The 24646-nt window shown below is 73.7% G+C and carries 20 protein-coding genes and 1 pseudogene; 13 read left to right on the top strand and 8 right to left on the bottom strand.

Going from position 1 to position 24646, the window contains the following annotated elements:
* Positions 1–99: 99 nt before the first annotated feature.
* The 6 genes and pseudogenes from ACY0MR_RS00530 to ACY0MR_RS00505 all read left to right on the top strand — a co-directional run.
* Positions 100–1245: pseudogene (locus ACY0MR_RS00530) on the top strand (glycoside hydrolase family 10-like protein); the annotation flags it as partial.
* Positions 1246–1811: 566 nt separating this feature from the next.
* Positions 1812–3347, top strand: a complete 1536-nt coding sequence (locus ACY0MR_RS00525) for a PucR family transcriptional regulator (protein WP_403314710.1) — start codon at positions 1812–1814, stop codon at positions 3345–3347.
* 315 nt (positions 3348–3662) lie between these two features.
* Positions 3663–4172: a hypothetical protein gene (locus ACY0MR_RS00520; RefSeq protein WP_388805572.1), complete on the top strand. Its 510-nt coding sequence runs from the start codon at positions 3663–3665 to the stop codon at positions 4170–4172.
* Positions 4173–4441: 269 nt separating this feature from the next.
* Positions 4442–4690 (top strand): hypothetical protein, encoded by a 249-nt coding sequence (locus tag ACY0MR_RS00515; RefSeq protein ID WP_388805575.1) that lies wholly within the window; start codon positions 4442–4444, stop codon positions 4688–4690.
* Positions 4690–5430: a peptidoglycan recognition protein family protein gene (locus ACY0MR_RS00510; RefSeq protein WP_473558181.1), complete on the top strand. Its 741-nt coding sequence runs from the start codon at positions 4690–4692 to the stop codon at positions 5428–5430. The genes ACY0MR_RS00515 and ACY0MR_RS00510 overlap by 1 nt, the downstream gene beginning before the upstream one ends.
* 442 nt (positions 5431–5872) lie before the next feature.
* Positions 5873–6487, top strand: coding sequence for a LuxR C-terminal-related transcriptional regulator (locus ACY0MR_RS00505; protein ID WP_388805578.1), 615 nt, complete (start codon positions 5873–5875; stop codon positions 6485–6487).
* A 33-nt stretch (positions 6488–6520) separates the two neighbouring features.
* Here the strand turns inward: ACY0MR_RS00505 and ACY0MR_RS00500 are convergent, their stop codons facing one another.
* The 5 genes from ACY0MR_RS00500 to ACY0MR_RS00480 all read right to left on the bottom strand — a co-directional run bounded on the left by ACY0MR_RS00500 (position 6521) and on the right by ACY0MR_RS00480 (position 14244).
* Complete coding sequence (locus ACY0MR_RS00500; RefSeq protein WP_473558177.1) at positions 6521–8329, bottom strand: ATP-binding cassette domain-containing protein; 1809 nt, start codon at positions 8327–8329, stop codon at positions 6521–6523.
* Positions 8326–10182 carry an ABC transporter ATP-binding protein gene (locus tag ACY0MR_RS00495; protein ID WP_473558174.1) on the bottom strand — a complete coding sequence of 619 codons (1857 nt, stop codon included), beginning with the start codon at positions 10180–10182 and terminating at the stop codon, positions 8326–8328. Before ACY0MR_RS00495 ends, ACY0MR_RS00500 begins: the two co-directional genes overlap by 4 nt.
* 148 nt (positions 10183–10330) lie before the next feature.
* Positions 10331–10459, bottom strand: coding sequence for a mycelium formation morphogenetic lantipeptide SapB (gene ramS / locus ACY0MR_RS00490; RefSeq protein WP_015037662.1), 129 nt, complete (start codon positions 10457–10459; stop codon positions 10331–10333).
* Between the two features lie 44 nt (positions 10460–10503).
* Positions 10504–13131, bottom strand: coding sequence for a class III lanthionine synthetase LanKC (lanKC, locus tag ACY0MR_RS00485; RefSeq protein ID WP_473558170.1), 2628 nt, complete (start codon positions 13129–13131; stop codon positions 10504–10506).
* Between the two features lie 276 nt (positions 13132–13407).
* Complete coding sequence (locus ACY0MR_RS00480) at positions 13408–14244, bottom strand: SDR family oxidoreductase (protein WP_473558168.1); 837 nt, start codon at positions 14242–14244, stop codon at positions 13408–13410.
* A gap of 516 nt (positions 14245–14760) precedes the next feature.
* Here ACY0MR_RS00480 and ACY0MR_RS00475 point away from each other — a divergent pair.
* From ACY0MR_RS00475 to ACY0MR_RS00455, 5 genes are all read left to right on the top strand, one after another.
* Entirely contained in the window at positions 14761–15930 is a 1170-nt protein-coding gene (locus ACY0MR_RS00475; RefSeq protein WP_404080556.1) for a serine/threonine-protein kinase, read from the top strand.
* Positions 15931–16018: 88 nt separating this feature from the next.
* Entirely contained in the window at positions 16019–16372 is a 354-nt protein-coding gene (locus ACY0MR_RS00470; RefSeq protein ID WP_388805597.1) for a PRC-barrel domain containing protein, read from the top strand.
* A gap of 332 nt (positions 16373–16704) precedes the next feature.
* Positions 16705–17208 (top strand): TspO/MBR family protein, encoded by a 504-nt coding sequence (locus ACY0MR_RS00465; RefSeq protein WP_392864273.1) that lies wholly within the window; start codon positions 16705–16707, stop codon positions 17206–17208.
* A gap of 155 nt (positions 17209–17363) precedes the next feature.
* Complete coding sequence (locus ACY0MR_RS00460) at positions 17364–17765, top strand: SsgA family sporulation/cell division regulator (RefSeq protein ID WP_361849336.1); 402 nt, start codon at positions 17364–17366, stop codon at positions 17763–17765.
* A 19-nt stretch (positions 17766–17784) separates the two neighbouring features.
* On the top strand, positions 17785–18135 hold the full coding sequence (locus ACY0MR_RS00455; RefSeq protein ID WP_388805606.1) for a PRC-barrel domain containing protein: 351 nt from the start codon (positions 17785–17787) through the stop codon (positions 18133–18135).
* Positions 18136–18187: 52 nt separating this feature from the next.
* Here ACY0MR_RS00455 and ACY0MR_RS00450 read toward each other — a convergent pair whose 3' ends face one another.
* Entirely contained in the window at positions 18188–19279 is a 1092-nt protein-coding gene (locus tag ACY0MR_RS00450; RefSeq protein WP_473558163.1) for a DUF5937 family protein, read from the bottom strand.
* Between the two features lie 99 nt (positions 19280–19378).
* Between ACY0MR_RS00450 and ACY0MR_RS00445 the strand changes: the two genes are divergently transcribed.
* Positions 19379–20578: an MFS transporter gene (locus tag ACY0MR_RS00445; protein ID WP_473558161.1), complete on the top strand. Its 1200-nt coding sequence runs from the start codon at positions 19379–19381 to the stop codon at positions 20576–20578.
* A 187-nt stretch (positions 20579–20765) separates the two neighbouring features.
* On the opposite strand, the gene ACY0MR_RS00440 is transcribed toward ACY0MR_RS00445, so the two are convergent.
* Entirely contained in the window at positions 20766–21863 is a 1098-nt protein-coding gene (locus ACY0MR_RS00440; RefSeq protein WP_473558159.1) for a DUF1152 domain-containing protein, read from the bottom strand.
* A 244-nt stretch (positions 21864–22107) separates the two neighbouring features.
* Between ACY0MR_RS00440 and ACY0MR_RS00435 the strand changes: the two genes are divergently transcribed.
* On the top strand, positions 22108–23499 hold the full coding sequence (locus tag ACY0MR_RS00435) for an STM4012 family radical SAM protein (RefSeq protein ID WP_473558156.1): 1392 nt from the start codon (positions 22108–22110) through the stop codon (positions 23497–23499).
* Positions 23500–23534: 35 nt separating this feature from the next.
* Here ACY0MR_RS00435 and ACY0MR_RS00430 read toward each other — a convergent pair whose 3' ends face one another.
* Positions 23535–24434: a DMT family transporter gene (locus ACY0MR_RS00430; protein ID WP_473558154.1), complete on the bottom strand. Its 900-nt coding sequence runs from the start codon at positions 24432–24434 to the stop codon at positions 23535–23537.
* Between the last annotated feature and the right edge of the window lie 212 nt (positions 24435–24646).

Below are 24646 nucleotides of genomic sequence, written 5' to 3'. Positions count from 1 at the left end.
CCGAAACGCACCGCCGGTTCCACGCCCCTGCCCGCCCCCGGTCGCCGCACGGTGCTCGCCGCCATCGCGGCGGCCGGCTGCACCACGGCCCTGCCGTCCATGACGGCCCACGCCGCGGCTCCCCCCACCGACTCCCTCGCGCCCGTCGAACGACAGATGCGGGGCATGTGGATCGCGTCCGTGGTCAACATCGACTGGCCCACGCGCACCGGCCTGGACGCCGCCGCCCAGCGTGCGGAGTTCACGCGGCTGGCGGACGACGCCCTCGCCTGGGGATTCAACGCCCTGTTCGTCCAGATCCGTCCGACGGCCGACGCCTTCTGGCCCTCGCCCTTCGAGCCGTGGTCGCAGTGGCTCAGCGGAACGCAGGGCCAGGACCCCGGCTACGACCCGCTGGCCTTCATGGTCGAGACGGCCCACACCCGCGGCCTCGCGTTCCACGCCTGGTTCAACCCGTACCGCGTCTCGATGCAGCCCGACCCCGCCGCGCTGGTTCCCGAGCACCCGGCCCGCACCCACCCGGAGTGGACCGTCTCCTACGGCGGCAAGCTCTACTACGACCCCGGTGTGCCGGCCGCGCGCCGCTTCTGCCAGGAGGCCATGCTCGACGCCGTCAGGCGCTACGACATCGACGGCGTCCACTTCGACGACTACTTCTACCCGTATCCGGTGGCGGGTTCCGATTTCCCCGACGACGCGACGTTCCGTACGTACGGCGCGGACCACGCCGACAAGGCCGCCTGGCGCCGCCACAACGTCGACCTCATGGTCCGTGAGATGCGGGACGCCGTACGCGCCGTGCGTCCGGACGCGCTCTTCGGCATCAGCCCCTTCGGGGTGTGGCGCAACGCGACCACGGACGCCCGGGGCTCCGCCACCGCCGCCTTCCAGTCGTACGACGGCCTGCACGCCGACACCCGGGGCTGGGTCGAGCGGGGATGGCTCGACTACATCGCGCCGCAGGTGTACTGGCACATCGGACTGCCCGTGGCCGACTACGCCGTCCTCGCACCCTGGTGGGCCGAGGTGGTACGCGACACCGACACGGAACTGTGGATCGGGCAGGCCGTCTACAAGTCGGGCGCGGCGGGACAGCCGGCTCCCTGGCAGGACGGCGGGGAACTCACGCGCCACCTGACGCTGAACGCCACAATCCCCGAGATCGGCGGCGACCTCTTCTTCAGCGCCAAGGACGTCCGCGAGGATCGCGTGGGCGACTTCGCGGCCATGCGACTCGCCCACTGGGGGCAGCCCGTCCTCGGCCCGCTCCCGGCCCGGCTGGACAAGGGCCCGCTCCCGGCCCCGCCCACCGTCGAGGTCCGGCGGGAGGCCGGCACCGGCGCCGCCACCCTGCACATCACCGCACGCACCCACGGCCGCGGCGACACCCCCTTCCAGTACGCGGTCCACCGCTTCCCCGGCAGGCCAGGGCACCGCCCCGACCGCGGGAGCGGCACCCTCGTCGCCGTGGTGCCCGGCGGGAAGCACGCCGTCTACCGCGATTCCGCGGCACCGGCCGCGTGCTGGTACGCGGTGTCCGCCGTGGACCGGGTCCAACGGCAGGGCAGGATGTCCCGCCCCGCCTCCTGACAGGCCCGGTCGTCGCCGGCCGCTCCCCGCGCGGGGAGCGGCCGACGAGCCGTGCGGGGAACGGCGGGCCACCGTGCGGGGAGCAAGCGGCCACCGCGCGGGGAGCGGCCGACGAGCCGCGCGCCCCTCCTGCGTTCCCGGTGGCCAGGACGCGGAACGTTCACCGCCCGGGCCTGGACATACGGTCGACAGGCGGAGTCCCTTCCTGGACCATGCGTCCCATGCCTCTCACCGTTCGCGATCTGCTGGCCATTCCCTCCCTGCGTCTGCGCCTGGTGGCCGGCGGTTCGGGCCTCGGCAGAGTGGTCGAGGCTGCGCACGCGACCGAGAACACCCGCCCGGCCTCCTGGCTCGAAGGCGCCGAAGTGGTCATGACCAGCGGCCTGTTGCTGTCGGCGGACGCGTCCGACTGCTCGGCGTACGTCGAAGAACTCACCTCGGGCAAAGCCGCCGCCCTCATCGTGGGCGTGGGCCCCGGACTGCCCCTGCAGTCGGTGCCGGACGCCCTCAGCCGGCACGCCGAGCACCTCGGAATGCCCCTGCTCACCGCGCCCGCGAGCGTCTCCTTCGCCTCCATCACCAAGGCGGTGTTCGGGGCGCGCGCGGCCGAGGAGCGTCGCCTGCTGGAGCGCACCCTGCGCACACAGCGCCGCCTGTCGTCGGCGGCGGCCTCCCACGACGGGCTGACGGGGCTGCTCTCGTCCTGGTTCCAGGCGGTGAACTCGAGCGTGGCCGTATGCGACCCCTCGGGGCGGCTCCTCGGCTCCGCCGGAACCGACGGGCAGAAACTGCTGACCGACGCCGCACCCGTCATCGACACCGTCTCCCTGCACGGGCTGCGGGGAAGCGGCGGTGCGGACCTGCCGTGCGGCAAACTCGTGGTGCAGCCGCTCGGCACCACGCGCCTGCGAGGCTTCCTCGTCCTCCTCGACGCGGACTCACCGGAGGCCCGGTTGCTGATCAGCGTCCTCGTCTCGCTGCTCTCCGTCGAACTGGAACGCCGCCACCTGGCCGACGAGCCGCAGCGCCGTCGCCGGGCGGCCCTGCTCGCCAGGCTGTTCCACACGGACGTCACGGCGGACCAGGCACGGGCCCTGCTGCGCACCGCGGACGTCCCCTCCGCGACCGTCCGGGCCGTGGCGGTGCGGGCCGCCGGCGAACCGGTCGAACTCGCGGCGGACCTCGCCCTGGCGGTGCCGGGGGGACTCGCCCGCGTGACGGGCGACACCGTCGAGATGGTCGTCTCGGAGGAACTCGACACGACGGCCGTGCTCGGCCGGTTCGCGCCGGGCCGCCCGGCGGGGATCGGTCCGGCGGTCGCACCCCAGCACGCGGCCCTCTCCCTCCGGCAGGCCATCGCGCTGCTCTCCTCCAGCGCGGAGCTGGGACGCCCCGTCAGCGCCTCGGAGGCGGGGTCCGTCAGACTCCTGCTCAGCCTGGGCAGTCCCGCGACACTGGCGGCCTTCGCCGACACGGTACTGGCCCCGCTCGACGCCGCCGACCCCGTCGGCGAACTCACCGAGACGCTCCGTGTCTGGCTGGAGACGAACGGCTCCTGGGCGGAGACCTCCACCCGGCTCGGCCTGCACCGGCACACGGTCCAGAACCGCATCGAGAAAGTGGCCAGACTGACGGGAAGACAGCAGGACCGCGCTGAGGACCGGATCGACCTCTGGCTCGCACTGACGGCACGAGCGGTCGGCACCCCCGCGCCCCATCAGCGGAGACACCGCAACGCCGTCCCCCAACAGGGCTGAACAGTCGAAGCCGCCCGTGAGCGGATCGACATTCCGTCCATGTCCAGGCGCCCGCCCCCCTTCCTACCGTACGCCTGCCGGTCGAGCCGGCACGGAACACGGCCGCGGCGGTCCGCCCTCCCCCGGGGGAGGGAGTCTGTCGAGGCCGGCGGAGCCGACAGGCGTGCGATCGGAACCCGGGTCGGCACACGTGTGCCGCGTCGCGTCCACGGGGGACGAGGGCAGCGAACCCCGGCGGCCACCGGTCCGTGCTCCACACGTGTGATCCGTGCCGGTGGACCGCCCCACCCCCACCCGTCAGACAGGAGAATCAGCATGAGAATCCGGTCCGTCCTGACAGCGCTGGCCCTCGTCCTCGGCGCACTCCTCGCACCCGGCGTCGGCGTCCTCACCGCCGCCGGCGAGGCCCACGCGGTCACCAAGATCAGCCACGCCACGGCCACCTCGATGTTCCGCTCCTCCGGGATCACCTGGTCCTCGTCCGGCGGCTGCTCCAACCGCAACGTCGCCACCTGCACGTCCTTCGACCAGCTCAACCTCGCCACCGCCCAGGGCGCCCAGACCCTGAAGAGCGCCAGCGGCTGCGCCCTGAACATCACCGGCGGCACCGAGACCGGCCACGCGAGCGGCACCTACTCCCACTGGAACGGCTACAAGCTCGACTTCGGCAAGGCGACCTGCCTCACCAACTACGTGAAGAACACGTTCACGTACATCGGCGTCCGCGGCGACGGCGCACCGCAGTGGAAGTCCGGCGCGGGCAACGTCTACGCCGACGAGGGCAACCACTGGGACGTGACCTTCTACAACTGCGGCGGCTGCTGACCCACCTCGCGATCCGCACGCGCGCCGGCCCCACGACGGGTCGCCGGCCTCCGGAGCCGGACCTGACGCCCTCCGCCGAACGCACCGCTCGGCAGCAGGCGACACCGGCTCCGGAGGCGCATGCGGGCGACGTGATCTCCCGCGCCCGCATGTCGCGACCGCCGGAGAGGGGTGCCGTGCGCACCCTGGAAGCCCCGACCGCACGGACCGGGGCACGCATCACTCGACCATCCGAGCGGCTTCACCAACTCACCGCATCTGGAGCAAAGTTGACCCAGGACCTCTCCCGCCGCGTCGCGCTGCGCGCGGCAGTCGGCAGCGCACTGGTACTGCCCGTCGTCCAGGCGGGCGCCGCCCAGGCCTCCAGCCCCCTTCCGCCGACGGAGCGCGGACAGGCCCCCGTGACCCACCCCCGGGACCCCGGCGCCGTCTACGGCCCCGAGGCCGCCCGCACCGCGCACGCCGAACCGCTCAACGCCGCCGTCGAGTGCGCCACGGCCCGTGGGGAGCACCGCTGATGGCCACCTTCGTGACCCGCGCCCAGTGGGGCGCCCGAGCGGCCCGGAGCACCAGCGGCAACATCACCCCCGCGCAGGGCGGCGTGGTCGTCCACCACGTCGACGCCGTCAAGGTGGCCAGGGCCGACCACGCCGACTGCGCCGCTCAGGTGCGAGGCATCCAGAACTACCACATGGATGCGAACGGCTGGTCGGACATCGCCTACAGCCACCTCGCCTGCGTCCACGGCTACCTCTTCCAGGGCCGTGGCGAGTACGTGCGCACGGCGGCGCAGGGCACGACGCAGGGCAACGACGACTGGTACGCGGTCTGCGCGCTGACCGGCGGCACCAGCGGCGACTACGACGCCATCACGAGCCAACTGATCGACGCCGTCCGCTACGGCATCAACCGTCTGCGCTCGTCCGGGGGAGCCGCCCAGGCCATCACCGGTCACCGGGACCACCACGCGACGGAATGCCCGGCCGCCCTGTACGCCCGGGTCGTCAGCGGCGAGGTCAATCCCGGCGGCGGCCCCCTGCCGTACCCCGGGGTCACCTTCCGCCAGTCCCCGGCCACCGTGCACGCGAGCGTGGCCACCTGGCAGCAACGCATGAACACCGCCCACGGCTTCGCCCTCACCGTCGACGGCCAGTACGGCCCGGGCTCCGACGCGGCCTGCCGCACCTTCCAGTCCCGCAAGGGCCTCACCGTGGACGGCCTGGTCGGCCCGATCACCTGGGGCGCGACGTTCGCCTAGGCGCACCCCCGGCCCGCCGCGGCCGACCCCCGGACGCCCACCGACCACAGCGCGGGGGCGTCCGGACCCGCGCCCGGCGCGGGAGGCCGTCAGCCGGCGATGCCCTCCAGGAGGAGCAGGCGCGCACAGACGGGCGACCCGCGGCCGGCGGGCCTCACGTCGAACAGCCTGGCGGGCCCGCCCACAGGACCCCCGGGGCGCACACCCGCCCCCGCGCGCCGCACGGGTGCGATCCGGACATTCCCCGTTCGGGGCGGCCGGCGGCGCAGGCCGTCGGCCTGCTTCGCCTTCGGCGGGACGCACCGGATCCGGCCGAGGCGCCCCGGAGTGCGCCCCCTGTGCACCCGGTGCTGTGTTCCGCCCGGGGCGGCAAGGGCAGAGGGGTGGGGGTGATGGCTCGCGTCGTGCACTCCTGGCACGGCGGAGAACCGAAGGGGTGGGAATGATACGCGTGACGGTGGTCTACGAGGCGCAGCTGCTGCGGACCGCGCTGGTCGAGATGCTCAGGTCGGGCGGGGTCGCGGTGGTCTCCTCGCTGCCCCGATGGCCGCACGGCCCGGCGACGGAGGTGTCCGAACCCGACGTGTACGTGGCGGACGCCGCGTGTCTGCCGTCCTCGGGGTTGCGGCCCGTGACCGCAGCCGCACCGTCCTCGGGCGAGGGGCCGGGTGTCCGTCCCGCCCTGCTGGCCCTCGTCGCAGGCCAGCGGCCGGGGGTGCTGCGGCGGGCCCATGCCGCGGGCGCGAGCGGCTTCGTCGACCAGAACGCCCCGAAGTACCGATTACTGGAGGCCGTGCACCGTCTGGCTCAGGGAGAGCGGTACATCGACGACACGCTCGCGCTCGGGTTCCTCCAGGCCGCGGAGATGCCCCTGACCCGGCGTGAGCTGAGCGTCCTCTCGCTGGCCGCCGACGGAGCGCCGGTCGCCGAGATCGCCGCGACGCTCTTCCTGACCAAGGGCACGGTCCGCAACTACATGGCGAGCGTCATCCGGAAGGTCGGTGCCCGTAACCGCGTGGACGCGATCCGGATCGCCCAGGGCGCCGGCTGGACCTGAGCACGCCCGCGGTGGCCGCGGGGCGCCGCCCCCTCACTCCCGACCCTGGTTCCAGTGCCCCACCAGATCACGGTAGAGACCGGAACGCGCGAGCAGCTCGTCGTGCGTTCCGTGCCGGGCCCGGGTGCCGTCGAGGACGAGGATCCGGTCGGCCCGGAGCGCGGACGACAACCGGTGGGCGACCACGACCAGGGCCCCCGGCCGCGCACCGAGGGCCCGCTCGGCCCTGGCCTCCGCGACGGGGTCCAGGTGGCAGGTCGCCTCGTCCAGCAGGAGGAGCGGGGCGGGGGCCAGGTGGGCGCGCCCCAGCGCGATCAGCTGGCGTTCGCCGAGGGACAGGGCGTCGGGCGTCAGCGTGCGGTCGAGCCCGCCCGCCCGCTCGACGAGCGGTGCCAGGCCGAGCGCTTCCACGGTCCGGTCGACGGAGGCCTGGTCGGCATCGGGCCGCAGGTACCGCAGGTTCTCCCGCAGGCTGCCCGTGAAGACGTACGCCTCCTGGGGGATCAGCGCACGCAGAGAGGTGCGTTCCGACGGCGGGCACGCGGCGACGGCACGCCCGAAGAGCCGTACGTCGCCCCGCTCGGGGGTGAGCAGGCCCGCCGCGACGTGCAGCAGGGTCGACTTGCCGATCCCGCTCGGGCCGACGACGGCGAGGTGTTCCCCCTGCCCGACGGTCAGTTCCAGCGCGTCCAGCACCGGGTGTGCGCCGGGGCCGTACGCGGCGCGCACGTGGCACAGCTCCAGTGCCGCGGCCGTCCGGGCCGTACGGCGCGGGCCGGGCGGGACGGCGGCGGAGGCCGGGGGAGGGAGCGGGGGCAGCGGCCGGGTGAGGCGGTCGAGGACGACGAAGAGCCGTGCTCCCGCCGCGCCCAGGACGGTCATCAGGGTGTGCAGCGCGGGCAGGAGCGCCTGGAGGACATAGGTGAGCGCACCCACCACGGCGCCCGCCGTGACGCCCTGACGGAGGAGCCACGGCGTCGCGACGAGCAGCAGGAGGACCGGCAGCTGCCCCGCCGTCGCCACCGAGAACGTGCGGACGGACGCCCAGCGGGCCAGGGCGCGCTGGGCCGCGGCCGCCTCGTCGACGGCGCGGCGGTTCTGCGCGGCGGTCGCCTCCTGGGCACCGCAGGCCACGACGTCCCGCAGGGCGGTGCGCGTGGTCTCGGCGCGCCGGCCGACGGCCTCGTCCGCGTCGAGGTACCGGTGCTGGGCCCGCGCCATGGGCCGCAGGGAGGCCGCGAACAGGGCGAGGCCCAGGACCAGGGGCGGAAGCACGACGAGCAGGAACTGCGGGGCGAGCGACAGCAGGCCGACGAGGGCCCCCGCGGCGACGAAGACGAAGGAGCGGGCGGCGAGCACCAGCCCGGCGAAGCTGTCCCGGGCGATCTCGGTCTGACTCGTCAGCCGGGACACCGCGCTGGGGTCCCCGGAGCCGCCGACCGTGGTCGTGGCGGTGCGCAGGGCGCGTACCACCGACCCTCGTACGAGCTGGTCCCGCAGGGGTTCCGTGAGGTGGGGGAGCTGGGCGAAGACGCCGCGGACGACGGGAGCGCCGAGCAGGATGGCCACGGCGGCCCCCGCCAGCCAGAGGAGACCGGTCGAGGGCGTTCCCCTCAGGAATCCGTCGTCGAGGGAGCGGGCCACGCAGTATCCGCCGAGGAACGTCTGCGCGGACTCGGCGGCCGACCAGGCCGCCAGCTTCGCCAGGACGCCCTTGCGGCACATGAGGAGGGAGCCGAGCCAGGCCGTGACGCGCCGGGTGGAGTCAGCCTCGGTGGCGGTGGCGGTGGCAGCCGCGCCCCGCGGTGCCTGCGCCCGTCCGGTGCCCGGCGCGGGCGTCATCGGTCCGCCCCCGTCCCCCGGACGGCCGAGGACGACTCCAGGCCACCGGAGCCGCCGTCCTCCGGAGGAGGATCCGGCGGGGCGGGACCGCGCGGGGCGTCCGGTTCGGCGGTCCCGCTCAGGGGGTCCGCGATCCGGGTCTCCGGGGTGAACACCGCGCGGTACTCCGGTTCCCGCCAGAGCAGGCTGTGCGGTCCGGACCCCCGGACCCGGCCCGCCTCCATCCAGACGACCAGGTCCGCCCGTGCGGCCGTGGACACCCGGTGGGCCACGATCAGCCTGGTGCACGACCTCGACGGGGTGGCGAGGGCGGTCTGGACCTGGCGTTCGGTGGCCGTGTCCAGGCTCGACGTGGCGTCGTCGAGGACCATCAGACGGCCGCCGCCGATGAACGCCCTTGCCAGGCCGAGACGTTGGGCCTCGCCCCCGGAGAGGGGGGCCTCGTCCACCGGGGTGTCGTAGCCGAGCGGCAGACGCCGGACGAAGGCGTCGGCGCAGGCGGCCGCCGCGGCCTCCCGGACGCTCGTCGGCGTGGCCGGGCTCCGGGAGGGCCCCACCCCGGCGGAGAGCGAGGCGCCGATCGTCGGAGTGGCCCCGCCGTCGAAGACGGGACGCGCGAACGCGTACGAGGTCGCCCCGCGCAGCTCCGCACGGGACAGTGCGGCCAGTTCGACGCCGTCCAGACGGACACTCCCGGCATCGGGGTCGGTCAGCCGGCCCGCGACGGCGGCCAGGGTGGACTTGCCCGCCCCCGAGCCGCCCACGACGGCGACCGTCGACCCGCCGTCGATCGTGAGCGTCACGTCGGTGAGCAGCGGGACGCCGCCGCGCGTCACCCCCACGCCGCACAGCACCAGATCCCCGGGCCCGTCGGGCGGCAGGGCCGCGGAGCCGTGCGGCATCGGCGCCAGGTCGGCGAGTTCGGCGGTGCGGCGTCCCGCGCCGCGCGCTCGGACCAGGGTGCCGAGCGGTGCCGCGATGCCTCCGATCCCGGCGGCGAGCGCCGCGTACCGGGAGGCGGCGAGCAGCCCGCCGACCGTGACCTCGCCGGCGGCGAGCGCGATCCCCGCGACCGCGACGACGGCCGTGGTGAGCAGGGGGAGGAGGACGCCGCTGCGGGCCACGGCGCGGCCGTGGACGAGCCACATGCGGGTGCCGTGCCGTGTCATCTCCGCCAGCGGGGCGAGGATGCGCTCCTCCTCGTGCCGCGTGGTGCCGGCGGCGGCGATGGTGCGGGCGCCGCCCAGCGCTTCGGCCAGTCGGGCGGCGACGGCGCCCTGGGCCCGCTGGTAGTGGCCGACCGAGTCGGAGGACTGGCGGGCGAACGCGCGGAGCAGCAGCAGGAGGAGGGGGAGACCGGCGAGGAAGACCGCGGCGGTCCAGGGGTGGATGAGGGCCAGGGCGACGAGTGCGCCGAGGGGCACGAGCACGGACGACACCGCGGTCGCGAGGGCGGCCGGGGCCGTGCCTCCGTCGGTGGCGTTGACGCACAGCCGGGCGGCGACGTCGCCGCCCGAATGGGGTGCCGCCCGGTGGGGCGCGGTGCCGAGGAGGCCGTCCAGGGCGCGGAGCCGTATCCAGGCGGCGGCGCGGGCGTTGGTGAGCTGTGTCAGCAGGACCGAGCCGGTCTCCAGGAGCACTTCGGCCGCGAGCAGTACGCCGGCCCACAGCAGCCACGTCCCCGCCCCGGGCCGGTCGCGGAGCAGCAGGTCCAGGGTCCCGCCGGCGACCGCGGGGACCGCGAGGGAGCAGGCCGCTCCGGCGACCGAGCAGAGCAGCAGCGCCGCGGTGGTGCCCGCCGTGTGCCGCACCGCGCCGCGGAGCAGCCGGTCGGAACCGGTAGGCGAGGACATCCGGCCTCCTCTCTTCCCCTCCGGCAGCGGTGTTCCCGCCGGGCCGCCGGTGTCGGGCCCGACGGCCGGAGCCCCGGGAGCAGCGCTCCCGGGGCTCCGTGACTCCTCACCGGCGCGGAGGGCGCGCCGTGCGGGAAGCCGGATCGGGTCAGTTACAGGTCGTGACGCTGAGGCTGCTGTCACCGCAGAGGAGGAGGCTGGCGCGGCTGCCGGTCTCGACGTCGCCGATGGCCTCGTCCTTGGGGGTCTCCAGCGACTGAAGGTCGAAGAGGTTCATGATCGTTTCCTTTCGTAGGGGACGGGTGGTGCGGGGCGACCCCGTCACGGGGCCGGTTCGTGGGGCCGCGGAAGCGGCGGAAGGAACGGCAACTGGGCCGGGCGGTCGCCCAGTGCCGAGGAGAGGGCGAGCAGGACGCCCGCCGTACCGGTGGAGAGGTCCATGGAGAGACGCATCATCTGCTCGCCGGGGAAGGCGAGCCGGCCCCGGTACGCCATGGCGTGCCAGCTCAGGCAGTCGACCTGGCGGCGTACGTCCTCCGGGGTCGTGCCGGGCCCGCCCACGTTCGTACGGGCGAGGTGGAGGACCATTCCGGCGACGCCGCGGAAGAGACCCGGCTGGGCGTAGAAGGTGGCCTGCGCCGCCTGCACGATCTCGCGGCGCGCCCGGTCGAGGGCGTCGTCGTGACGGTGGAGCAGGTAGTCGTCGATCACCATGCCGATGCCCACGCTGCCGGCGCCGAGGTACGGCATCGTGCGCCAGCCCTCGTCGACCTGCAGGGTCCCGGAGGCGCCGCGGACGCAGCGGCTCAGGTCGTCGTGGAGCGCCTCGGCGGCGAGGTCGAGGAGGGCGGAGTCCCGGGTGCGCTCGTAGAGGCGTACGAACAGGAGGGCCCGTCCGGCGGAGCCGTGCAGGAGTCCCGTACGCGCGGTCCCTGTGGTTCCCGAGCGGCGGGCGGGTGTCCGGGGCGGGCGGGCGGACAGCTCGGCGCAGCGCAGGGCCGCCGCGTGGAAGCCGCTCTCGCCGGTGGCGGTGGCCAGGGCGTCCAGCGCGAGGCCGACACCGGCCGTCCCCGCGTACAGGTCGGGGGCGAGACCCTCGTGGTCCTGCTCGGCGACGAGCGAGGCGAGTTCGAGGGCGGCGGCCGTGTGCCCGAGCCGTTCGAGGGTCCACGCGACGCCGGCGAGCCCGTCGTAGAAGCCGAGCGGTGTGCCGGAGTCGGGCTGCTTGGCGTGCCGCAGGAGCCGGTCCTCGGCCTCCGGACATCGGGGGGCCCCGCTCTCGTGCAGGGCGTGGAGGACCCCGGCGGTGCCGTGTCCGACGTTCATGCCCCCGCCGGCCGTCGCGAACTGGGCGATGTCCCCGGGGAAGAAACGATCCTCCCTCTCGGGTGTCGCCGACGCCAGGATCGCGGCCACCATCGAGTCACGGCTGTTCGGCCAGTCGCCGGGCTCCGCGGGCAGGAACCGGGTGCGGTCCACCGGACGTACGGGCGGCCGCGAGCTCCCGCCGGCCGGGCCGTCGGCCGGGTCGCGTGTGATCTCCCGAACCGCCTCGTCCAGGAAGCCGGGAGGCAGCGGGAACCGCGCCGCGGCGGTCTCCGCCAGGTGCGCGGCCTTGCCCCGGTCCACCGCGAGCAGACTCGTGAGCGGGATGAACAGCGCGATCCGGAGGCACGCGAGGGCGTACCGGTCCACGTCGAAGCCACGTCGGTCGGCGGGCGCCACGAACGCCGGGTTGGCGACGGTCTGCCGGCCGCCCTCCGCGGCGGGCCGGGCCGCCTCGAAGTCCAGCAGGGTCACCGAGGACTCGTCCTCGGACACCATGATGTTGAACAGGTGCAGGTCGTTGAAGACGATCCCGCGCTCGTGCACCGCGGCCACGGCCCGCTCGACGAGCCCGTGGATCCGCAGCGCCCACTCCGTGTACGCGGCGAGCCGCTCCTCCGACGGATCGGCCTCCATCAGCGGATGCCGCCGCGCGAAGAAGGTGTTGAGCGGCTTGCCCTCCACGAACTCCAGGGCCAGGAAGTGGTGCTCGCCCACCGTGAAGGCGTCGAGGACCTCCGGTGTGCAGGCCAGCCCCGAGAGCCGTTCCAGCGCCTCGCGTTCGCGGTGCAGCCGCGTCACGGCGTCCGCCCCGTCGGCCGCGAGGCCGGCGTGCGGCCGGGCCTCCTTGAGGACGACCCGCCGCCCGGTCCGCCGGTCCCCGGCCTCGTACACGCCGCCGCCGTTGGAGAAGTGCAGGGCCTTCTCGATGTCGTACGGCATGTCCTGGACGGTCACCGCGGCCCTGGCCTCCAGGTGCGGACGAAGGAAGGCCGGGGGAGTCACCCAGGCGGGCACGTGGAAGACGGGATCGCGACGGTCGGGCACGAGCGTGCCGGACCCGTCCTCGACGGCCGGCCGCAGCTCCCCGTGCTCGTCGTAGCAGTGCCGGAGGGTGAAGCTGCCGTACCGGAGGTGCACGGGCCCCTCACCCCACCGCAGATCGCTGAGGATGTACGGCCCCCGCCGGCCCTCCAGCAGCGACGCCAGATCGGCGGCCAGCCGCCCGCACTGCTCGTCGTCGGCCGGGTAGACCGTGATGAACTTGCCGCTCGCCGAGCGGTCCGCGTACTTGGCGTTGCGCTGGTGCAGCAGGTAGCGGCCGGGGACGAACTTGAAGGCGACGCCCTGCCCCAGACAGTACGCGCGGACCGTGTCGAGGACCTCCTCCGCATCGTCCAGACAGGCCGAGACGTGGATCTTCCAGCCCTGCGAGGGGAGCGTGTGGTCCAGGGGGCGCAGGGCGAGCCAGTCGCCCGTACGGTGCGACGTCCAGCCCTCGGGTATGGGAAGGGTGGCGGCCCGGTAGAGGGAGGCACCCGCGCCCTCGGCGAAGACCAGACGGTGCGGCGCGTCGTAGAAGTGACGGTCGGCGTCGCAGAACACCGCGTACCCCTTGTTCACTGCGCACTCCCTCGGTCGGTGACGGACACGACGCTGTCACGTCCCCCGAGGCCCCCGACAGTCGCCGCTGTCACCTTCCACCCATGCGGAACGCACAGGTAACAACCGTCCCGGGGACGCCCCCGGCCGCACGACGGGCGCCCCACCGCCGGTCGACGGCGGTGGGGCGCCCTGAGCCCCCGGCGTCCGAGGGGGCGGTGCGATGGGTCGTCAGACGGCAGCCGAAGGCCCGTCGGCCGTGGGCGGTGACCCCGCCGGACCACGGACGACGGCCCGTCAGACCGTCGGCGGCGGCCCGTCGACGAGCGCCCGCGCCGCGGCGTACTCCTCGCGGACGGCCTGCTCCGCGACGTCCAGATAGCCGTACGCGTCGGCGCCGACCGGAACGCGTAGGGGCGTGGGCCCCTCGGTGTGGACGAGGGACAGGACCCGCGCGGCGTAGTCCTCGGGTCGCCCGGTCTCGGGGCTGTCGGCGAGTCCGCGCGCGCCTTCGAGCATCTCGCGGTTGGTCACGTCGTAGGCGGGGACCCGGTGGGCGGCCTCCGTCATGGCGGTGCCGTAGCGGGTGGCGAACATGCCGGGTTCGATCACCGTGACGCGGATGCCGTGCGGGGCCGCCTCCACCGCGAGGGCCTGGCTCATGCCCTCCAGGGCGTGCTTGGCGGCCACGTAGGCGCCCAGGCCCGGGAAGGCCATCCGGCCGACGATGGACGAGACGTTGAGGATGTGGCCGTGTCCCTGGGCCCTCATCAGGGGCAGGGCGAGCCGCGCGAGTCTCCAGGGCCCGACGACCAGGATCTCCAGCTGGTCCCGGAGTTCGGCGTCGGAGACCTCCTCGACCGCGCCGAACAGTCCGACGCCGGCGTTGTTGACGAGGACGTCGATGCCCCCGAGACGGTCGACGGCCGTCCGGACGGCCTCCTCGCAGGAAGCGGGGTCCCGCAGCTCCAGCGGCACCGGGACGATCCGTCCCGGCCAGGCGGACCTGAGGTCCTCCAGGTCCGCCGTCTTGCGGGCGGTGACCACGAGTTCGTGCCCCGCCCGTGCCGCCGCGGCGGCCAATGCCATGCCGAGGCCCGAAGAACACCCCGTGATCAACCAGCGTCTGCCCATGGATCCCCCGTACGGATCGCCGAAGTGATGGCGCGCGGACGGCCCTGCCCCCGCGCGCCGCCGGATGTGCCCCGCCCGCGACGGACGGGACGCGCTTCATCGTGGAGGCGAGATCCGGCCACGACCATCCCTCACGGAGGGGCGCGCGGAGGCACGGACGGGCGCAGCGGCGCCCGCTCCCCGACCCCTCCGACACCGCGCACCACCTGCGACGGGGACCGGATCCCGCGCCGCCGCTCCCGGGAGCATCCGGAAGCCGATCTCCCGCCCCGAACGGGCCCGGCCGGTTGCGTCGTCCGCATGCTCGAACGTCGCAGGGATGCCCCGGGACATCCGGGGCACCCGTACCCCAAGCCCCGCACACGGCGGCCGAACGGCAGCGGCGTACGGAGGCGACCACCGCTCCGGGCCGGAAGGCCCGCACCGGGCGGGGGAGCGAAGGGCGGAACACCGCTCGCCGACGACGAGGCGGACGGCAGAGGCAGACGACGGGAACGGAACACAGGGAGCAGTGAGATGCAGGTCCGTCCGTGGCGCGTCCAAACCGACTCCCGGCTGACGGCTCACGCGGTCGCCGGCCGGTACCGGCTCGACGGCCTGCTGGGAAGAGGGGGCGTGGCCGACGTCTACGAGGCCGTGGACCTCCGGCTGCGCAGGCCCGTCGCCGTGAAGGTCTTCCGCTGCGGCGACCCCCGGACGGAGGAGCACTGCGACGGCGAGGGACGTCTCCTCGCCCAGCTGCAGCATCCCGGTCTGGTGACCCTCTTCGACTCCGGCCGAGACGAGGGCCGTCCCTTCCTGGTGATGGAGCTCGTCCGCGGGACGACCCTGCGCCGGCGCCTCGCCCGCTCCGCGCTCACGGTGACCGAGACCTGCCGCATGGGGGTCGCGCTGTCCTCCGCGCTCGCCCACGTCCACGGAAAGGGGATAGTCCACCGTGACGTCAAGCCGTCGAACATCCTCCTGGACCCCACCGACGCCCCGCGCCTGACGGACTTCGGCATCTCCCGCCGCTTCACCACCGACGACCCCGCGACCGCGCCCGACGACACCGAGAGCGGCGCGGCCGCCCCGGCCGCCGACGGCGAGGACATCCTCATGGGGACGGCGTGCTACATGGCTCCGGAACAGGCACTCGGCTGGACCACGGGGCCGCGGGCCGACGTCTACAGCCTCGGACTCGTGCTCCTGGAGGCGCTCAAGGGCGAACGCGAGTACGACGGACAGCCCCTGGAAGCGGCACTCGCACGGCTGCACCGCCCGCCGGTACTGCCCGACGGGCTCCCCCCGGAACTCGGCGAACTGCTGAAGGCCATGACGGCGCACGAGGCCGCCCACCGACCCGACGCCCGTACCTGCCAGAAGACCCTGGCGGCGCTGCCGACGACCGACGTACGCGACCCCCGCCACGCCGCGCAGCCCGCGACGGCACCGGCCGGCCCCGCGGGCCCGTCCCAGGCCCGCCGCTCGCTCTTCACGCTCACGAGGACGGAGCAGAAGACCAGGACGCCGCACCGCCCCGGGCGACTGCTCGCCAAGAGCGCGGCCCTGGCCGCCCTCGGCGTCACGCTGACGGGGTCCATCGGAGCCGCCCCCGTCGGGAGCCGGAGCGATGTGCAGCCGACCACCGGCCGCGTGACCACCCACCAGATCCAGGACGGCGCGAAGCCGACGAAGATCGACTGACCCGGGCCGTGTGAAGTGGCGTTTCGCGAGCACATGTATCAGCAGAGAACACGACGGCCATCGGCCGCACCGGAGGAAGGAAGAGGACATGACTCGTGACGTCTGGACCTATGCGGAGACCGCGACCCACGCGACAGAGGTGGATGTGACGGGATTCAAGGTCGAATGCTCCGACGGCGGCATCGGCAAGGTCGACAGGCACTCGGCGGAGGTCGGCAGCAGCCACCTGGTCGTGGACACCGGCCCGTGGATCATCGGCCGCCAGGTCGTCATCCCGGGCGGAGTGGTCACCGCGGTCGACCTCGCCACGGAGACCGTCTACCTGAGCTGCACCAAGGAACAGGTGAAGAACGCCCCCGAGTTCGTTCCCGGGCAGAACGACGACGCGGCCGGACAGCACAAGATGAAGTTCGTCGACTACTACTTGGCGTTCTTCCGGTAGGACATCGGTGCCGGTGCCGGAGGCGGGTGCGGGGGCACGGGCCCTGGCACCCGCCTCCGGCGTGTCGGCCCGACACGCCGGGCCGAGCCGCAGCAGCCGCCCCGCCGCAGCCGTCGCCGCTGCCGAGCCGGCGCGGCCGTCACCGCTCGTCCCGCCTCCCGAAGTCCCGGATAGCCCGCGTGCATGCAGAGGATCCAGCACGGCCCTTTCACGGGGCCAAGTTGCCTCCACGCTTCCGCCGGCGAAGGACGGCCGGGGAAGGGTGCATCCGAGCAGGCCCGGAAGGCAGAAGCTCAGGTGTCCGAACGGCGGGATCGTTGCAAGGAGCCCTGGTGTCCGACGTGTCCAACCGAGTGACCGCACATGGCGGAAGGGCGTGGGCCGCCCTGATCGGCTTCCTCCTGACGGTCTACGCCGTCGCCGCGGTGGGCGCCCTCGCCTCGGCGGATGCGGCGACCGTCTACACCTCACTGGACCTGCCGTCATGGGCCCCTCCCGCGTGGCTGTTCGGCCCCGTCTGGACCGTCCTCTACGCCACCATCGGTACAGCCGGATGGCTGGTCTGGCGGCGACAGGCCGCACCGCACAGGAAGCCGGCGATCACCTGGTGGGTCGTGCAACTGGCCCTCAACCTCGGCTGGACCCCGCTCTTCTTCGGACTGGGCGCCTACGGCGCCGCCCTCATCGAGATCCTCCTCCTGGTGGCCGCGACGAGCCTCACGATCCTGTACTTCAGCCGTGTGTCCAAAGCCGCCGCGCTCCTGCTCGTGCCCTACCTGGGCTGGGTGTGCTTCGCCACGGCCCTCAACGCGGCGATCTGGACGGCGAACGGCTGACGGACACCGGCCGCCGCAGCTCAGATCCCGCGCCGACGACTCGGAATCCAGACAACTCGGAAATTCCGTGCACAAGTGAGGAGTGAGTGCAGGAGAAGGGGGCAGGCGGTCGGTGCGCTGCGCCCCCCGACCTTGAAAGGCCTTCTATGTCCTGCGTGTCCAGCCTGATCGCCGTGCGTCTCGATGCCGGCGAGAGCACGGTGCCGCTGTTCGCTCGATTCGCCTACTCGGCGGACCTTCCGTACGCCGTCCAGGCCGACTTCCTCGACGGGCTGGCCGTCCTGGCCTCCTGGCAGTTCGACCGGACGATGCTGGCCGACGGACTGCGCCGACCCGTGGGCGAGGGCGATGTGACGTTCCGCCCCCACCGCGGATCCGGGGGCCACGAACTCCGCATCGGACTGGGCAGTCCAGCCGAGAACGAGGACGGACAGGCGGTCCTCTTCGCCGAGGCCAGGGCGCTCAAGGGGTTCCTGCGCCAGACGTACGACGTCGTCGGGGAGGGCGAGGAGTCCATGGACCTCGACGCGCTGCTCGACGAGATCCTGGCCCGCTGACCCGAGGAGCGCGACGACGATGGCGAACGACCCGTGGGGCTTCGACCCCTCGTGCGGAGAACTGGGCGACCTCGATCTGACCGGATGGCGGGTCGAAGCCGCCGACGGGCGGGTCGGCGAGGTCGACACGTACTCCGACGTGACCGGCGAGGCGTTCCTCGTCGTGGAGGCCGACGGATGGATCTTCGGAAAGGTCATGATCCCCGCCGGCGCGGTGACGCGCCTCGACCCTGCCGGACGCACGCTCCGGCTCGACCTGAGCCGGGGACAGATCGAAGACGCCCCGCAGTACCTGCCCGACCAGCACCGTGCGGACCCGGAGTACCGCGCGGAGATCGCCGCGTACTACTGGCAGAACGGGCCCTGCTAGCGGGCCCCGGCCCGGCGGCCGGGAGCGCGACGAGCGACCGGCCGTCCGCCGCTCAGCGCAGCAGGGCGGTGAGGAGGTCCGTGCCGAGGCTCGCTATGTGGGTGTGGTCGAGGGCGTACTGGACGTAGCGGCCGTGGCGCCGGGCCGTGAGGAGGCCCGCTCGGCGAAGGACGGCGAGGTGGCGGGAGACCTCCGGGGGAGAGAGCTTCCAGGCGTGGGCGAGTTCGCCGTTGGTGTGCGGGCCGCGGGCGAGCGTGCGGAGCAACCGCAGCCGTACGGGGTGGGCCAGGGCTTCGAGCCGCAGGGCGACGGTCTCCTGCGGCACGGGGTGTGACGGGCCGGGTTCGGCCGCGGGGTACTGCACGACCGGCTGCCGTCCGGGTGCGTGGACGACCAGCAGGTGGGGCCGGCCGTAGGCGCTGGGAATGAAGGTGACGCCTCGGTCGTGGGCGGTGGTCGTGGTGTCCCGCAGCTGGTCCACGATGATGCTGTCGCCGTCCGGTGCCAGGGTCACCGCGCTGGAGACGGAGCCGAGAGCCGCCTCGATGCCGTGTCGTCTCAGCAGGTCGTTCTTCAGCCGCAGGTCGGTGGCGAGTTCCACGGCGACGGCCGTCCAGGCGGTGTCGAAGAACGCCTCGGCGCACTGTTCGAGGGTGCGGCGCACCTGCGCTCGTACGGCGGTCGGATCCGCGAGGAGCCGCTCCGCGAAGGCTTCCTGGAGCGCACCGCGTGCCTGGGCGAGATCCAGGGCGTGCTCGCGCGCGGCGCGGTCGGCGAGCGGCGACGGCGACGGTGCGGGGAAGTGGACGCGGTTGTTGCCGCACGTGGTGGTGAGCGCGGTGGCGACGTAGGTCTCGTCGTCGATCCGGTCCAGGTCGTCGAGCTCCGCCGTCAGGGTGCGTCGGGGGCGGGCGGGGACGAGGAAGTCGGCTCGTGAGGAGCGCCAGAGGAACTGCGCCTCTCGCAGGTGCCGGTCCAGCTCGGGCGGCATCGCGGCCCAGACGTCGTCGGCCCACCCGGCCAGCCGCGGGTGGTGCGCGGGTTCGGCCAGGACGTGCAGCATCGCCGTCAGCTCGGCCAGCGGGGAGGCGGCGAACCGCAGCCTTCCGGCGGGCGGTCCGGCGATGTCGATCCGCAGCGTCATCCCCCCATCATCGACGGCCGGGCGACCCATGACGCCGCCGGTTGACGATGTGCGTCAACCCGCGTGCCGCATCGGCGACCCGGCATCAGCTTGAGCGCCATGGCAACCACCACACGGATCCGACCCCGCGCCCTCCTGCACGCGTCCGGAGGCCCCCGCTACGCCGCCGCCCTCGCCGTCGACGCGCTCGGCACCGGCTTGTTGCGGCCGTTCCTGCTCCTGTACGGGGTGACGGTCCTCGGGCTGTCCGCGCCGGCGACCGGCATCGCGATGACGGTCGGCATCGTCGCGGGGCTCCTGTGCATGCCCGCGGTGGGGAGATGGCTGGACCGGGGAGCACGCAGTACCGCCGTCGCGGCGTCGATGCTCGTCCGGGTGCTGGGCGTGGTGCTCCTGCTGGCCACCCCGACGGGCAACGCGGAACTCTTCACCGCGGCGGCGCTCTTCCTCGGGATCGGCAACCAGGCCTGGCCGGCCGCCCACGCGGCCCTCGTCGCGACCATCGCCCACGGTCGCGAACGCGACGCCGCCCTCGCAGGAGGGCGCGCCCTGCGCAACGCCGGACTGGGGGTGGGCGCCCTCCTCGCCACCGCATGCCTGACGGGTGGCACCACCGCGCTGCGGGCCCTCGCCGTCGTCACCGCCGTCGCCTACCTCGCCGCGGCAGCCCTGACCTGGTCCGTCCACGTGCACGCCGACCGGACCCGACCCGCCGGGCGCTCGTCCGGGGCCGAGAACACGGCTGTCGAGCCCGCGCCCCGGATGCGTTCGCTGCTGGCCGCCAACGTGATCTACGCGTTCTGCCTGAACGTCCCGAAGATCGCGCTCCCCCTGGTTCTCGTGACACAGATGGACGCCTCCCCGATGTGGCCCGCGGCCGTCTTCGTGACCAACACGGTGCTGGTCGTCACCTTGCAGGTCCCCGTCACCGTCCTGCTGTCCCGCTTCCCCCGCCGGTCCGTCCTGGCGGTCGCCGGTGTCCTGCTGACCGCCTCCTACCTCGGGTTCCTCGCGGCCGCGTCCCTGGGGCACGGATGGGCCGCCCCGACGATCGCGGCGGTGTCCGTGGTCTGCACCCTCGGCGAGATCGTCTACGCCGGCAGCGCCACCGCGCTCGTCACCGCTCTCGCCCCGGCGCACGCGCTCGGACGGGTCCTCGCCCGCTTCCAACTCTCCACCGGCTTCGGGCTCGCCGTCTCACCGGCGGCCATCACCGCCCTCGCACCCCACGGCCCCGCCGTCCTCTGGGGAGGCCTCGCCACCGCGACGCTCCTGGCCGCCTCCGCCGTGGCCCACTGACGTGGCCCCACGGGGTGCGCGGGGGACGCTCCGCCGAGCTCGGCACCGGGACGACGGGCGAGGGCCCACGGTCGACAGACGTGACCACGCGCGGAAGAAAGGACGAAGGCGATGCAGGCGCGCTCTCACCTGGACGACGTCACCGTCGTCTCCCCGGGGAGGCGGCTCCCCACCGCGCCCGCGCCCCTCAGCTCGCTGCGAGCCGCCACAGCGGTGCCACCCGCCGGGCCGGTGAACTCGTGCTCAGGTAGGGGAACAGCGTGTCGGCCTCGGCCGGTGTGAGGCCGAGGTCCTCGGTGATCCTGCGTGTCGTGACGTAGGCGAGGCCCTCGGCGCGGCGAGCGCGTTCGAAGGCGAGGTACCGGTCCAGGACGGCACCGGGTTCCCCGGGAGGGCGTGGGGCGGTGGGAGCGGGGAGGAGGGTGGCGCGCCGACGCTCCCGGGCTATCTCGGAGAACCCGCAGACGGCGTGCGAGACCTTCTCGGCGGCGTCCAGGCTCGGACACAGCGCGAGGGCCCGGGCGAGCGGGCTGAGGCGGAGCGCGTCCTCACAGGCGAGCCGGTACACGAGGTGCGAGGAGTCCTCCAGTACGACGGGGGCGGGCGCGTCGCGGGTGCCGCACACGCCGCGGACGCCACGCGCCGCCGCGACGAGCATCGCGCCGGCCTCCGAGGGGTGCCAGTCGAAGACGGCCAGCACGTCGTCGGTGTCCTCGGGTGCCAGGGCGAAGGCCGGGGCGCCGAGTCGAGGTGCCAGGACGGACCGCGGTACCTCGTTGTCCAGGCCCGGTCCGGCGACGTACACGGTCGTCGACAGGCCGGTCGCCGCGCAGGCGGCCAGGGCCAGCGCGTCGCCGAGCGGACTGCGCAGGGTCGGTTCGTCCCCGCGCGCGACGATGTCGCCGCCCACGTCCACGAGATCGACGTGGTCGGCGCCGCACCAGCGGGCCGCCGCCTCGATCTGACGGGTGAGACCGATCGTTCCGTCGTACGGGTCGAGCAGTCCCAGTGCGGGCCGTAGCCCGCCGGCCAGCCGGGGGAGGAGCGAGCCGGCCGGAGCCCTGGGCGCGGTGCGCGGGGTGACGAGTGCGAGGCCGGGCGCGGGGTGGTCGAGCGCCGTGAAGTCCGCGATGCCGCGCGGCCCGGGCACGGGGTCGACGACCAGTCGTTCCCACGCGTAGGTGAGCACCAGGGCGGGAGCGTGCCGGCCGTGCATCGCGGTGTGCACCATGGCTGCCGTGATGGCGTCGCCGCCGCCTCCCGCAGCGATGAGAAGTCGCTTCATGCCCCCACACAACCCCATGGGCGCGCGCCTCATCAGCCGTATCGGGTGGTCCGGACCGCCCGTGGACCGCGCTGACGGCGGCATTTCGGGACGAAGTACTTTCTTCGCGAAAAGTGCAGACGAACATCTAGAGCGTGAAACGCATCTTTTGCTGATCGCACTACAGATATCGCCTCGTCGACGGCTCTAAGGTGCCGAGCTGTCACCACCCGTGACGACCCCTCAGAAAGCGAGACACTCGCCCATGAGCAAGATCATGCTTCCGTCCCCCTCCCTTCCCGCAACGGCCCCCGCCGAGCGGGAGACCCCCTACCAGCAGTACGTCTACGCCTACCCGCACCAGAAGGCCTACCGCCTCCTGGAGGAAGGCCCGCTCCTGAGCGACCTGTGGTCCGGGGAACGGCTCGACAGCCTCTCCCTCTACGCCCACGTGCCCTTCTGCGAGATGCGATGCGGGTTCTGCAACCTCTTCACCCGCACCGGCGCGCCCGAGGAGGTCACCGCCGCCTTCCTGGACACCCTCGCGCGCCAGGCCCGCGTCACCAGGGAAGCCCTCGACGCTCAGGGACACCCCTTACGCTTCACCCTCGCCGCCTTCGGCGGGGGCACCCCGACCTACCTCACGGCCGACGAACTCACCCGGCTCTGCGACATCTCCGAGAACATCATGGGCGCCGACCTGCAGGCGGCGTCCTGGTCGGTCGAGACCTCGCCCGCCACGGCCACCCCCGACCGGCTCTCGGTCCTCGCCGAACGCGGCGCCACCCGCCTGAGCATCGGCGTGCAGAGCTTCCTCGAGGACGAAGTCCGCGCCGCCGTCCGCCCGCAGAAACGCCAGGAGGTCGAGTCCGCCCTCGCCGCCCTCCGCGACGCCCGGTTCCCCATCCTGAACATCGACCTCATCTACGGCATCGACGGCCAGACCGAACGCACCTTCCAGGTCTCCCTCGACGCCGCCCTCGCCTGGGAACCCGAGGAGATCTACCTCTACCCCCTCTACGTCCGCCCGCTGACCGGCCTCAGCTCCCGCCACGCCACCAGCCCCGCCGACTGGGACGACCAGCGACTGCAGCTCTACCGCTTCGGCCGCGACCACCTTCTCTCCGCCGGATACGAGCAGACGTCCATGCGGGTCTTCAGGCGCCTCGGCAGCGCCGCCGTCGAGGACAAGGAGAGCACCAGCATCAGCGAGTACAACCAGCAGGCCGGCATGGTCGGCCTCGGCGTCGGTGCCCGCTCGTTCACCACCGACCTGCACTACACCACCGACTACGCCGTCGCCGTCCCCGAGGTGCGCCGCATCATCGACGACTACATCGCGACCCCGAGCGAACGCTTCCGCCGCGCCCAGTGGGCCTTCGCCATGAACGACGACGAACGCCGCCGCATGTACGTCCTCCAGCACCTGCTCGAATCGACCGGACTCGACGTCACCCGCTACGAACGCCACTTCGGCACCCGCTTCGAGGACGACTTCACCACCCAGCTCGACACCCTCCTGACCCGCAACTGGGTCCGCGCCGCCGGCACCGTCCTGCTGCTCACCCCGGAGGGGATGGCCCGCGCCGACGCGATCGGGCCGCGGTTCTTCTCCGACCACGTGCGCGCGAACATGAGCAGCTACCAGGACCGGTAGACGGCCGCCGGGACCGTCGAGCAGCCCGACCCCCGTCACCGGCCGACCGGCTCGGGCCGAGGCTCCCGGACCGCCTTCGGCCGGCGCCCCGGCACCGAGACGGCCACCAGCCCGCCCAGCAGCAGCAGGCCGCCCACGACGGCGACCGGCCCCGGCCGCTCACCGAGCAGCAGCACACCCAGCACGGTGGCGACCAGCGGTTCGGCCAGGCTCAGCGTCCCCACGGTGGCGGCGCTGAGCCGCCCGACCCCCCGGGTGAACAGCAGATACCCCAGAGCCGTGGTCCCCAGCGCGAGCCACCCCACCAGCGCCGCCCCGCGCGCGGTGAACAGCCCGTCCGAGGAGACGAGGAGAAACGGGGAGACCACCAGTCCGGCGCACACCACACTCACCGGTGCCGCCGTGTCCAGATCACCGCCCCGCACGCCCACCTCCTTGGTGGCCGCTATGTAGACGCCGAAACTGGCCCCCGCCACCACCCCGAACACCACACCGAGGACGTCCGCCCGTCCCGCACCGGTGGGCAACAGCAGCAACGCGATCCCCGCGACCGCGCAGAGGGTCCCCGCACTCCACCGCCGCGACAGCCGTTCACCGGACAGCGCGAGCCCGCACACCCCGGTCACCACCGGCACCACGCCGAACGCCGACGCCGTCGCCAGCGCAGCCCCCGAACGCTCGACCGCCTGCAGAAAGCACACCTGGAACGCCGCGGTCACCAGCACGCAGACCACGACCCACCGCCGCACCCCGCGCACCAGCAGGGTGCGCAGCCCGGCCGGCCGCACCGTCACCAGCGCCAGCACCAGCCCGCCCACCAGCATCCGGGCCGCGCCCAGCGACACCGGATGGGCGCCACTCCCGGCCCAGACCTGCGCCGGTCCCACAGTGCCCCATAACACCGCGGCCACCAGCACCAACACCACACCGCTCACACCGACCCCCTCCGTGGCACAGACGGGGCGAACGTACCGGCGCCCGCGGCCCTCCGACCCCTGGCAGAACCCATGAGATCCGGCGCGCACGACCGGCGGATACGACGCTTCCGCACCGTACGGCACGGTTCCCACCCAGGAGCCGACCTCGGCGACCCGCGGGCCCGGCAACCGCGCCTCGGAGTGCCGTGCCGCGGCGCCGGCGCCGGGTG

This window comes from Streptomyces sp. JN8 (genome assembly GCF_055808075.1).
Note: the sequence above shows the minus strand (reverse complement) of the source record. Positions and strands in the feature narration are given on the sequence as shown.

What these genes read in the sequence shown, in the direction of transcription:
- ACY0MR_RS00525 (WP_403314710.1), top strand. Translation starts at nt 1,812, where the DNA reads ATGCCTCTCACCGTTCGCGATCTGCTGGCCATTCCCTCCCTGCGTCTG.
- ACY0MR_RS00520 (WP_388805572.1), top strand. Translation starts at nt 3,663, where the DNA reads ATGAGAATCCGGTCCGTCCTGACAGCGCTGGCCCTCGTCCTCGGCGCA.
- ACY0MR_RS00510 (WP_473558181.1), top strand. Translation starts at nt 4,690, where the DNA reads ATGGCCACCTTCGTGACCCGCGCCCAGTGGGGCGCCCGAGCGGCCCGG.
- ACY0MR_RS00505 (WP_388805578.1), top strand. Translation starts at nt 5,873, where the DNA reads ATGATACGCGTGACGGTGGTCTACGAGGCGCAGCTGCTGCGGACCGCG.
- ACY0MR_RS00500 (WP_473558177.1), bottom strand. Translation starts at nt 8,329, where the DNA reads ATGACGCCCGCGCCGGGCACCGGACGGGCGCAGGCACCGCGGGGCGCG.
- ACY0MR_RS00495 (WP_473558174.1), bottom strand. Translation starts at nt 10,182, where the DNA reads ATGTCCTCGCCTACCGGTTCCGACCGGCTGCTCCGCGGCGCGGTGCGG.
- ramS (WP_015037662.1), bottom strand. Translation starts at nt 10,459, where the DNA reads ATGAACCTCTTCGACCTTCAGTCGCTGGAGACCCCCAAGGACGAGGCC.
- ACY0MR_RS00480 (WP_473558168.1), bottom strand. Translation starts at nt 14,244, where the DNA reads ATGGGCAGACGCTGGTTGATCACGGGGTGTTCTTCGGGCCTCGGCATG.
- ACY0MR_RS00475 (WP_404080556.1), top strand. Translation starts at nt 14,761, where the DNA reads ATGCAGGTCCGTCCGTGGCGCGTCCAAACCGACTCCCGGCTGACGGCT.
- ACY0MR_RS00470 (WP_388805597.1), top strand. Translation starts at nt 16,019, where the DNA reads ATGACTCGTGACGTCTGGACCTATGCGGAGACCGCGACCCACGCGACA.
- ACY0MR_RS00455 (WP_388805606.1), top strand. Translation starts at nt 17,785, where the DNA reads ATGGCGAACGACCCGTGGGGCTTCGACCCCTCGTGCGGAGAACTGGGC.
- ACY0MR_RS00450 (WP_473558163.1), bottom strand. Translation starts at nt 19,279, where the DNA reads ATGACGCTGCGGATCGACATCGCCGGACCGCCCGCCGGAAGGCTGCGG.
- ACY0MR_RS00445 (WP_473558161.1), top strand. Translation starts at nt 19,379, where the DNA reads ATGGCAACCACCACACGGATCCGACCCCGCGCCCTCCTGCACGCGTCC.
- ACY0MR_RS00440 (WP_473558159.1), bottom strand. Translation starts at nt 21,863, where the DNA reads ATGAAGCGACTTCTCATCGCTGCGGGAGGCGGCGGCGACGCCATCACG.
- ACY0MR_RS00435 (WP_473558156.1), top strand. Translation starts at nt 22,108, where the DNA reads ATGAGCAAGATCATGCTTCCGTCCCCCTCCCTTCCCGCAACGGCCCCC.